This window comes from Candidatus Defluviilinea gracilis (assembly GCF_057138825.1).
On sequence record NZ_DBNHEF010000030.1, the window covers coordinates 18657 to 27725 of the forward strand.

Below are 9069 nucleotides of genomic sequence, written 5' to 3' on the forward strand. Positions count from 1 at the left end.
CTTGACGCAGCGCAACTGCGTCAAGAACCTGTTTCCGCGATCTACTGAGTATGAATGGCTCTACCGTTATTAACAGGAAAGCCCAAAAACCTTAGCCGCGGATTTCACAAATTCACACGGATTGTTTAAAACATTCGTGAACATCCGTGTAAATTCGTGGCAAAGAATCTTCCTGCGAGTCGTAATCCCGTCAGAAACGGGAGAGCCGTATGAATGAACGCCGCAAAATTAATTTTGCGCTACTCGCGCCTACGGATTCACCGAAGCCTGCGGGTTGCGCTTGTGGACGACCACATCCACCGTCAATGCCAGCGCCGCGCCGCGGACCGCGCTGATCAACGCGCCGCGCGCGGATGCGGCAGGATCCACAATGCCAGCAGAGCGCATCTCTACCAGTTGACCTGCGCGCGCGTCGACGCCGCGACCCTGCCCCAGATGAGTCAAAAAGCCGGATGGGTCGAACCCGCTGTTCGTGAGAATGAGGCGGGCGGGGGCGTCCAGCGCCTTTGTCAAGGCGCGGAATCCCGCCCGTTGGTCTTCATCCAAAATCGTGTGTGAAACAGATTCCAACGCGGGGCGGCAATCGAGCAGAGAAATTCCGCCGCCGTTGACGACGCCTTCACGTAATGCGCTTCGCAAAATCAACGCGGCGCGTTCGGCGGAATCGCGGCGCGTTTTCATCTCGGTTTCGGTTGCGCCGCCAATCGAAAGGATTGCCGCGCCGCCCTGCAAACGCCCGATGCGTTCGCGCAGTTTGTTGCGTTGTTCGGGCGTGTCGGCGTGTTGAATGGCGTGGCGAATGGATTGAATGTGACCGCGAAGCGCGCGCGGCTCGCCTTTGCCGTTGACGATGACAACACGTTCCATATCCGCCCAGGCGCGGCGCGCGCGACCAAATGACTCGGCGCTGACGGTCTCCAGCATTTGCCCCTCCACCTGAAGGATGACGCGCCCGCCCGCCAACGCGGATAAATCTTCAAGCGCGGCAGATTGATCCGTTGTGCCTGTGCCTGGCGTTTTGACGGCAGTGACGCGCATTTGATCCGAGTCGCGGTTGATTTTTACCAGCAGGGCGGCGGCTTCCTCTGAAAGTTTACGCGCCACGATGACGAGATTTTTTTCGCCGTTTTCCAGCGCAACGCGCAAAGCAGGTGTGAGTTGACTGGCGGATTCAATTTCCAAATCGGTGATGAGGAGGGCGGCGTTTTCCAGGCGCGAACGCTGCCGCTGAGGCTCGAGCATGAGATTGCGCGCGAGCAGACCCCCGCCCCACAAGTGACCTTCGACGTATTCGCGTTCGCTGGCAAAGCCGCGCCCAAGTTGCGTGATTAAATGTCCATCCGCGCCGATGAGGTTGAAGATTTCGCCAAGCAGATCGGCGACGGATTCATCGGGGCAGAGCGAACGCGCAAATTGTTTGAGGTCGTTTTTTTCGTCGAGCCGCTGAACCTGCTTATCGAGCGCGGTCAACGCCACATCGAGCGCCTGCTCCAATCCCACGCGGACGCGCATCGCGCCGCCGCCTGCCACGATGTATTTGAGCGCTTCATTGTACACGGCTTTGAACAACACTGCCGCCGTTGCCGCGCCGTCGCCCACCTCTTCGCGCAGACGCCACAACATCTGCCGCGTAAACATCGCGCCGACATCTTCATCGCGGTCGGCGATTTGGATGATGCGCCGCGCGATCTGCCCCGCGTCATCGAGCAGTTCGGGCGGGTCGGCGCGGTGCGTGGGTTGGATCGCCACATAACGCGGGCGCGGTCCCAGCGTGGGCGCAACCGCGTCCACAATTTTATGAATGCCGCGCTGAAAACTGCGCCACACCTCTGGCTGAAATCTCACTTCGGGTTTTTGGGTTGGGTTGAAGACGGACATCGGTTTGAGTTATATCATGAGGCTGCGAAAGAATTTAACCGCTAAGCTGGACTTTATCCATTTGGAGATTAACAAAAAAGCAGGGTAACCTAACGCAAACACTCGACCAAGAGGTAGTTCATACCAACCCTGCCAGCAGACTATATCACGATCCTGGGAGCCTTTGCGAGGTTGTTCTCGAAGCGCATTTGGGAACACACTCGAATACTTTTCATTCGCTCAATGCTCTCTCCGGTAGAACGAACCGTCACAGCCGCATTGCGCGTGATGGGTTTGCGCGGCGAAAAACATTTTCGGCTCTCCCATTTCTGACGGGATGACGATTCGCAGGAACATTCTTTGCCGCGAATTTACACGGATTTTCACGATTTTTTAAACAATCCGTGTGACTTTGTGAAATCCGTGGCTAAGGTTTTTGGGCTTTCCCGTTAATTACGGTAGAGCCAAAAAATGAAATACTCCGCGCCCCAGCGGTGAAAACTTGGGTATACGATCACCGGCTTGAAGACGAATCTGCGGTTGTGGTCAGGCTTTTGCGGGGCAAATCATTGCCAGACGTTGGATATTGACTATAATCTGACTCGCATCGATTAACCCTATGGTGAGCCTGTGACTTACGAGATTCGCCGCGCGACCGCGGCCGATAAACCCGAATGGCTGAGAATGCGGCAACTGCTGTGGCCCGAAGCCCCCATCGAATATTTAGATTGGGACTTGGACGAAATTCTGGAGGACAAGCAACGCGCGGTCTTTGTCGCCTCGCGCGCCGACGGAGGGCTGGTTGCCTTCGTGGAAGCCCGCCTGCGCGACGTGGCAGAGGGATGCGAGACCAGCCCGGTGGGATATATCGAAGCGTGGTTCGTAGATGAGAACATCCGCGGACAAAAACTGGGGCGCGAGATGATCCGCACTGCCGAGGATTGGGCGCGCGAAAATGGGTGCGCCGAAATGGGGTCTGATACCTGGCTGGAGAACGAAGTCAGTATTCAAGCGCACTACAAGACCGGCTACTACGAAGTGGGACGCCTGGTTCACTTCATCAAAAAGTTGTAAAGCAAAGTCGGCGAAATAGGGGTGGATTTTAAAAACGGACGACACAGAGGATATACTTGTCATCATGCGAAATTACCCGCTATTTTTTACGATGATTATTTTGACTGCCGCCTGCTCATCTCCGGCGGCGGCAACGGAGGCTGTTGTGCCGAACCAACTCACACTCACCAGCGACGCGTTCGCCAATGGCGGCTCCATCCCGGTGAAATATTCGTGCAACGGCAGAGATATTTCACCCGCCCTCGCGTGGAGCGAACCGCCCGCTGGCGCGCAATCCTTCGCGCTCCTCATGGACGACCCCGACGCGCCCGGCGGCTGGGTACATTGGGTGTTATACAATATTCCCGCCGATGCGCGCGGTTTGCCCGAAGACCTGGCGATCACTGGCAAGAATGTTCCCGAAGGACAGGGGAATCCATTTACCGGTAAAAATTCGTGGGGCGATATCGGCTACGGAGGACCATGCCCGCCAGGCGGAACGCATCGTTACTTCTTCAAGCTCTATGCGCTCGACGAAATGCTGGGCTTGCTCCCCGGCGCAAACAAAGGCGAACTGCTCAAAGCGATGGAAGGTCATATCCTGGCGCAAGGCGAACTGGTCGGCACATTCAGCAAATAGCGAATCGGAAAACCAATCGCGATAGCCGTACCCATGAGCCATTGCGGGCTTGCCCCATCTGCGAATAATTCATGATAAAAGCGATGCACCTCCCCGCGTCGCTTTTTTCGTGGATGTATAATCTTGATGATGTCTGTCTTTTCCAACAAACGTATCCTTCTCGGCGTCACCGGCTCCATCGCCGCCTATAAAGCCGCCGACCTCGCATCCAAACTCGCCCAAGCCGGCGCGCAGGTGGATGTGATCCTCACCGAAGCCGCGCAAAAATTTATTGCGCCGCTCACGTTTCAATCGGTCACCGGTCGTCGCGCCTACGCCGATGCTGATCTATGGGGCGACGAAGCGCATGTGCTCCACGTCGGCTTGGGTCACACCGCCGACCTGCTCGTCATCGCGCCATGCACCGCGAACACGCTCGCCAAACTCGCGCGCGGTCAGGCGGATTCGCTCCTCACCGTCACAGCCTTGGCATCGAACAGTCCGCTCCTCCTTGCCCCCGCGATGGATGGCGGCATGTACGATCACCCCGCCACACAAGAGAATTTGGATACCCTTCGCAAACGCGGCGCGCGCATCATCGAACCGGCGGAGGGACACCTCGCCTCGGGACTCACCGGCAAAGGGCGACTCCCGGAGACAAACGAACTCATCGGACACATCCGCCTCCTTCTCGGACGGGACGGCCGGCTCGCCCAGCGGAACGTGATCGTCACCGCCGGCGGGACTCAAGAGCCGCTCGACCCGGTCCGCGTGCTGACGAATCACTCCTCCGGCAAACAAGGCTATGCCATAGCCCAAGCCGCAGTCGACGCCGGCGCGCAAGTCACCTTGATCACCGCGCCCAGCGCGTTGAAACCTCCCGTGGGCGCGCGCGTCATACAGACGCAGACGGCGCGGCAAATGCTCGATGCCGTTCTGCAAGAATCAGCCGGGAGCCACGCGCTCATCATGGCGGCGGCAGTGGCAGACTTCCGCCCGAAAACCTCGGCAAAAGACAAGATCAAAAAGGAAGGCGGCGCGCCGCAGATCGAACTCGAGGCGACGGACGACATCCTGAAAGCCGTATCCAGCCACAATGGCGGAAAGACGCGCCCGCAGGTGGTGGTCGGCTTCGCGGCCGAGTCGCGCGACCTGTTGGAAAACGCGTCAAATAAGTTAAAATCCAAAGGCTTGGATATGATCGCGGCAAACGATATTTCGGCGGGCGACGCCGGGTTTGCCGTGGAAACCAATCGTATTACTTTATTGTTTGCAGACGGACGCGAGGAATCATTAGCTTTGATGAGTAAAACAGACGCGGCTGAGATTTTGATCGAGCGGGTTGCGGGATTGCTGGGGTGATATGCGCGTCCTGGTGATCTCGGATATTCACGCAAACTTTACCGCCCTCGAGACGGTGTTGGCTGACGCCGGCGTGGTGGATGAAACGTGGTGTCTCGGCGACCTGGTGGGCTATGGTCCCGACCCGAACGAGGTGGTGGAAAAGGTGCGCGGTTTGCCCAACCTCACGTGCCTGCTCGGCAACCATGATGTGGCGGCGATCGGTAAGATCCCCTTTGAATCGTTCAACGGCGACGCGCGACGCGCGCTTGAGTATCACGAAAAAGTATTGACGAAGGAAAACATGGATTTCCTGCTTTCCCTGCCGTCGAACCTGACCGTGAAAGGGGATGCCAGCCTCGTGCATGGAAGCCCGCGCGATTCGGTCTGGGAATATATTTTGAACGCGCTTTCGGCGCGCTTGAACTTTGGGCATTTCACCACGCCCTGGTGCATGGTGGGTCATTCGCATTTGCAGTGCATGTTCCGCCTGCATCCGGAAAACGACCGCGTGACGCTCGAATCGCTGAAAGTGAACGAGGCGATGACGCTCACTCCGCGGCTGATCATGAATCCCGGCTCGGTCGGTCAGCCGCGCGACCGCGATCCGCGCGCCGCGTATGCCATCTATGACACGGAAGAAAAAAAGTGGGAGCCGCGCCGGGTAAAATATGATATTTCCGCGGTGCAAAAACGTATCCGCGCCGTGAAGTTACCGGAGAAACATGCGGTGAGGTTGGTGGAGGGGTGGTAATTCGTCATTAGAGAATTGCAGGCAGAGACTAGAAAGTGGAAAATGGTTGGTGGGAGTGGAACATTACAAGAGGTGAGTCGTCTGTAGAGTGAAATCACTTTGCTCGATCAAGGAGAAGAAAACATGAAACGCCCAATTTTGATCATTCTATCGGTAGCGCTTGCTTTTGTCCTCGTCGGTTCGTTGCTGATGAATATATTCGGCCTGCAAGTAGGAAGGACGTATAGCACCATAAACTACGCGCTTCCCGGGTACGGCGGGGGCGGAGCGCCCGATGTGTTTGCGCCACCCGCGCCGGAAGAACTTGCCAGCGCGCCGATTCAACCGCTCAGCGACCAGGCGCAAACCTCGCTCATCACCCAGTCTCAAGAGCGCATGGTCATCCAGAACGCGGACCTTGCCATTGTGGTCGCCGACCCGAAAACGCGCATGAGCGAGATCGAAGCCCTGGCAAAAGAAATGGGCGGATTCGTGGTTTCGTCGAACCTGTACACCACCTATTACGGACCCAACAGCGTGGAAGCGCCGGAAGCCTCGATCACCATCCGCGTGCCGCAGGAGAAACTCGATGACGCGCTCAAAGCCATCAAAGAAGGCGCGGTGGAGGTGAACTTCGAGAACCGCACCGGCGAAGATGTGACCAACATCTACGTGGATTTGCAGTCGCAACTCAAAGCCAAACAAGCCGCCGAGAAGAAACTGCTGGAGATCCTCGACGCCGCCGATGAGACCGAGGATGTGTTGGCGGTCTATACCCAATTGCAGATCATCCAAAGCGAGATCGAGGTGCTGAAAGGGCAGATCAAATACTACGATGAGTCGGTTGCGCTCTCCGCGGTCAGCATCCGCTTGATCGCCGAAGAGACCGTCCAACCGGTGGAGATCGGCGGCTGGAAACTGGAAGGCACAGCCAACGACGCCATTCAGGACTTGATCTACTTCACGCAGGGTTTCATCCAGTTCCTGATCCGCTTCGTGTTATACACGCTTCCCGCGCTGGTTCTGGTTGCCATCCCGCTGTACCTTCTGTTCCTCGGCGGACGAAAGTTGTATCGCAGGTTCGCCAAAGCGAAAGCGGCTGTGGAAGTGAAAGAGGAAGTGAAGAAGTAAGGCTCTTCTGCAAGCAAGCAAACACGAAAGACCGTCATATTTGGCGGTCTTTCTTCTTTCCTCTTTCATCGCAAAGGAAAGAAGAAAGAGGAAAGGTTTTCAACAGGTATAATCCCACCCATGGAAAAACTCGTCCGCGCGGCGCAGGAGTTGTTCAACGTTCACATCACAGGCAGGCAGGTGATGTCGTTGATCACGTATGAAAAAGAATTGCTGGAGTGGAACCAGAAATTCAACCTGACCGCCATCCGCGATTCGGAATCCATCCGCACGAAACATTTTTTGGATTCGTTCTCGTGCGTGTTGGCGTGGAATGCGAATCCGCCCGCCTCGCTCATCGACGTGGGGACTGGCGCGGGGTTCCCCGGGCTTGCGCTGAAAATCCTCTACCCCAATTTGAAATTGACCGTCGTCGATTCGGTGGGCAAGAAGGCGATGTTTTGCCAGCACATCGTCGGCACGCTGGGATTGAGTGAAGTGAGTGTCATCCAAGCCCGCGCGGAAGATCTGGGACACAACAAAAATCACCGCGAGGCATACGACTGGGCAGTGGCGCGCGCGGTGGCGAACCTCAACGTGTTGAGCGAATATCTTTTGCCGCTGGTCAAAGTGAACGGGACGATGCTCGCGCAAAAAGGCGAAACCGCGCGCGCCGAAGCGAAGTCCGCGAAAAAGGCGATGAAGTTGTTGGGTGGTGAATTAAGAGAGTTGATCCCCGTGAATTTACCAGATGTTGAAGATGATCGTTATCTCGTGCTGGTGGACAAGGTCGCGGCGACGCCGGAGAAATATCCGCGCAAAGCGGGGATGCCCGCGAAACAGGCGTTGTAATTAAGCGCGATCTTTCCTCTACTCAAAGAAAGGTGAAAGAGGAAAGATACGAAAGGGGGGTCTTCCGGGCAGATAAAGCCTCCCGCGTCGACACAGATTCCCCGTTGGGCGCTGCACCTTCCCGAAGAGCAGTCGGAGTCGTTTGAGCACGGCTCGCCTATGCCTCCCCCACCGCTACATGCCGTTGTCGACCATCCACAGCCTGTGCAAGTTACTCCCGATTGTCCGCAACTGATCGCGCTTGTTGGATCGGGTCTAGTATTAACGCAGGTTGAGTAATCCAACCCCCCACAGCCATAAGCAGTACTGGTATTCGTGCAATACCAATTTGTTTTATCATTACCACCTGATGGGCAATAAACCTCTCCAGTTGTTACAGTGCCTGTACAACACCCCACCTGTGCATATACATCTTTTGCAAATATAAAACCATTCAATATCAAAAAAAGTGAAATCAATTTTTTCATGCCTTTAGAATTTTATGTGCCAAAGATCAATCTTTCCCTTATATTTATCAAACATTTGCCTGTCTTTTTCAATGAGCATTTCATCGGTCGTGTTCGGGTTTAGCATTTTATGTAGAGCGCGAATTACCTGACTATCTATCCACCAATTCCTATCCCGTGCTTCAGTTAGTCTCTTGGGATCAACATGAACGGTAAAAACCAGCTTATCATTCACAATTTCAGTGTCAACTGAGGCAAATACATTACCTTTCCCATCCCCTTGCTGTAAAAATGGTTGTTTGAAATTGGAATAAACTACCTCAATTCCAGTTACTTCGCTTGACTGAATGGTAATTCCCGAGAGCATGGTAAGCGTGTTTGCTTTATACCAGCCAAGGTCACTCAAAAGCAGTCTCAGATTATCTTTATTTTCTATTTCCACTTGGGCATTTTTGATTTTTGGAGTAGCGCTACTTGCTCCTTGAAAGTACATATAGCCAAAAAGCCCTGCAAAAAACACAAGAAGAATTACAAGAGTTATGGCTATATATTTTCCCACAATTCATAGTAGCACAAAATTAACGAGAGTGTGAATAGATAATGAGTGGTTTTTTTGGAAGTAATCCTACGCCGTTAAAGATAAATGATACAGTAACTGTATCTTCTACACCAATTGTGTTGGGTCTCTCAGCTCTCCCAAAAATTAAATGAAATGACAATGCCAATCTTCTCGCAAGAATCAAATTAGAGTCATTTGAGGAGGCTAAACTTGCGTCGGAACCAGCATCAAAGTAATTAATAAATAGAGCCCCCTCTGGAGACTGTTCAAAACTACGAGAAAACATCCATCTGTTGCCATCAGATCTTCCAGAAACAACAACCATGTTTTCATCCAATTCCTGAACAGTTCGAAAGACGATTGGCGTTTCACCAGAAATAAAAATTTTTTGAGCGGGGACGCTAAATCTTGCGGGGCTTCCATCTACATTTGTGTAATTTCGGGAAGTTGGCAGTAGCGTAACTCTTCTGCCCTCTTCCAGATACCGTTGCGCCAAGGG

General features: G+C 54.4%; 9 protein-coding genes. 6 read left to right on the forward strand and 3 right to left on the reverse strand.

Annotation, left to right across the window (positions count from 1 at the left end; translation table 11 throughout):
• Positions 1–249 precede the first annotated feature (249 nt).
• Positions 250–1878, reverse strand: coding sequence for a TCP-1/cpn60 chaperonin family protein (locus AC16KF_RS04060; protein WP_484036018.1), 1629 nt, complete (start codon positions 1876–1878; stop codon positions 250–252).
• A gap of 609 nt (positions 1879–2487) precedes the next feature.
• On the opposite strand from AC16KF_RS04060, the gene AC16KF_RS04065 reads away from it, so the two are divergent.
• The 6 genes from AC16KF_RS04065 (at position 2488) to rsmG (ending at position 7565) form a co-directional block, all read left to right on the forward strand.
• The gene (locus AC16KF_RS04065; RefSeq protein ID WP_484036019.1) at positions 2488–2931 is read left to right on the forward strand and encodes a GNAT family N-acetyltransferase; all 444 of its coding nucleotides are present in this window, start codon (positions 2488–2490) and stop codon (positions 2929–2931) included.
• 64 nt (positions 2932–2995) lie between these two features.
• Positions 2996–3550: a YbhB/YbcL family Raf kinase inhibitor-like protein gene (locus tag AC16KF_RS04070; protein ID WP_484036020.1), complete on the forward strand. Its 555-nt coding sequence runs from the start codon at positions 2996–2998 to the stop codon at positions 3548–3550.
• A gap of 126 nt (positions 3551–3676) precedes the next feature.
• Positions 3677–4891, forward strand: coding sequence for a bifunctional phosphopantothenoylcysteine decarboxylase/phosphopantothenate--cysteine ligase CoaBC (gene coaBC / locus AC16KF_RS04075; protein WP_484036021.1), 1215 nt, complete (start codon positions 3677–3679; stop codon positions 4889–4891).
• 1 nt (position 4892) lies between these two features.
• Positions 4893–5624 carry a metallophosphoesterase family protein gene (locus AC16KF_RS04080; protein WP_484036022.1) on the forward strand — a complete coding sequence of 244 codons (732 nt, stop codon included), beginning with the start codon at positions 4893–4895 and terminating at the stop codon, positions 5622–5624.
• 123 nt (positions 5625–5747) lie between these two features.
• Positions 5748–6734, forward strand: a complete 987-nt coding sequence (locus tag AC16KF_RS04085; RefSeq protein ID WP_484036023.1) for a DUF4349 domain-containing protein — start codon at positions 5748–5750, stop codon at positions 6732–6734.
• Between the two features lie 120 nt (positions 6735–6854).
• A complete protein-coding gene (gene rsmG, locus AC16KF_RS04090; RefSeq protein ID WP_484036024.1) occupies positions 6855–7565 on the forward strand; it encodes a 16S rRNA (guanine(527)-N(7))-methyltransferase RsmG in 711 nt (236 codons plus the stop codon).
• A 471-nt stretch (positions 7566–8036) separates the two neighbouring features.
• On the opposite strand, the gene AC16KF_RS04095 is transcribed toward rsmG, so the two are convergent.
• Positions 8037–8570 carry a hypothetical protein gene (locus tag AC16KF_RS04095; RefSeq protein WP_484036025.1) on the reverse strand — a complete coding sequence of 178 codons (534 nt, stop codon included), beginning with the start codon at positions 8568–8570 and terminating at the stop codon, positions 8037–8039.
• Positions 8571–8589: 19 nt separating this feature from the next.
• On the reverse strand, positions 8590–9069 hold a 480-nt coding region (locus AC16KF_RS04100; RefSeq protein ID WP_484036026.1), incomplete at its 5' end, for a hypothetical protein.

Coding starts and splice junctions, on each gene's coding strand:
- AC16KF_RS04060 (WP_484036018.1), bottom strand. CDS start 1,878: ATGTCCGTCTTCAACCCAACCCAAAAACCCGAAGTGAGATTTCAGCCA.
- AC16KF_RS04070 (WP_484036020.1), top strand. CDS start 2,996: ATGCGAAATTACCCGCTATTTTTTACGATGATTATTTTGACTGCCGCC.
- coaBC (WP_484036021.1), top strand. CDS start 3,677: ATGATGTCTGTCTTTTCCAACAAACGTATCCTTCTCGGCGTCACCGGC.
- AC16KF_RS04080 (WP_484036022.1), top strand. CDS start 4,893: ATGCGCGTCCTGGTGATCTCGGATATTCACGCAAACTTTACCGCCCTC.
- AC16KF_RS04085 (WP_484036023.1), top strand. CDS start 5,748: ATGAAACGCCCAATTTTGATCATTCTATCGGTAGCGCTTGCTTTTGTC.
- rsmG (WP_484036024.1), top strand. CDS start 6,855: ATGGAAAAACTCGTCCGCGCGGCGCAGGAGTTGTTCAACGTTCACATC.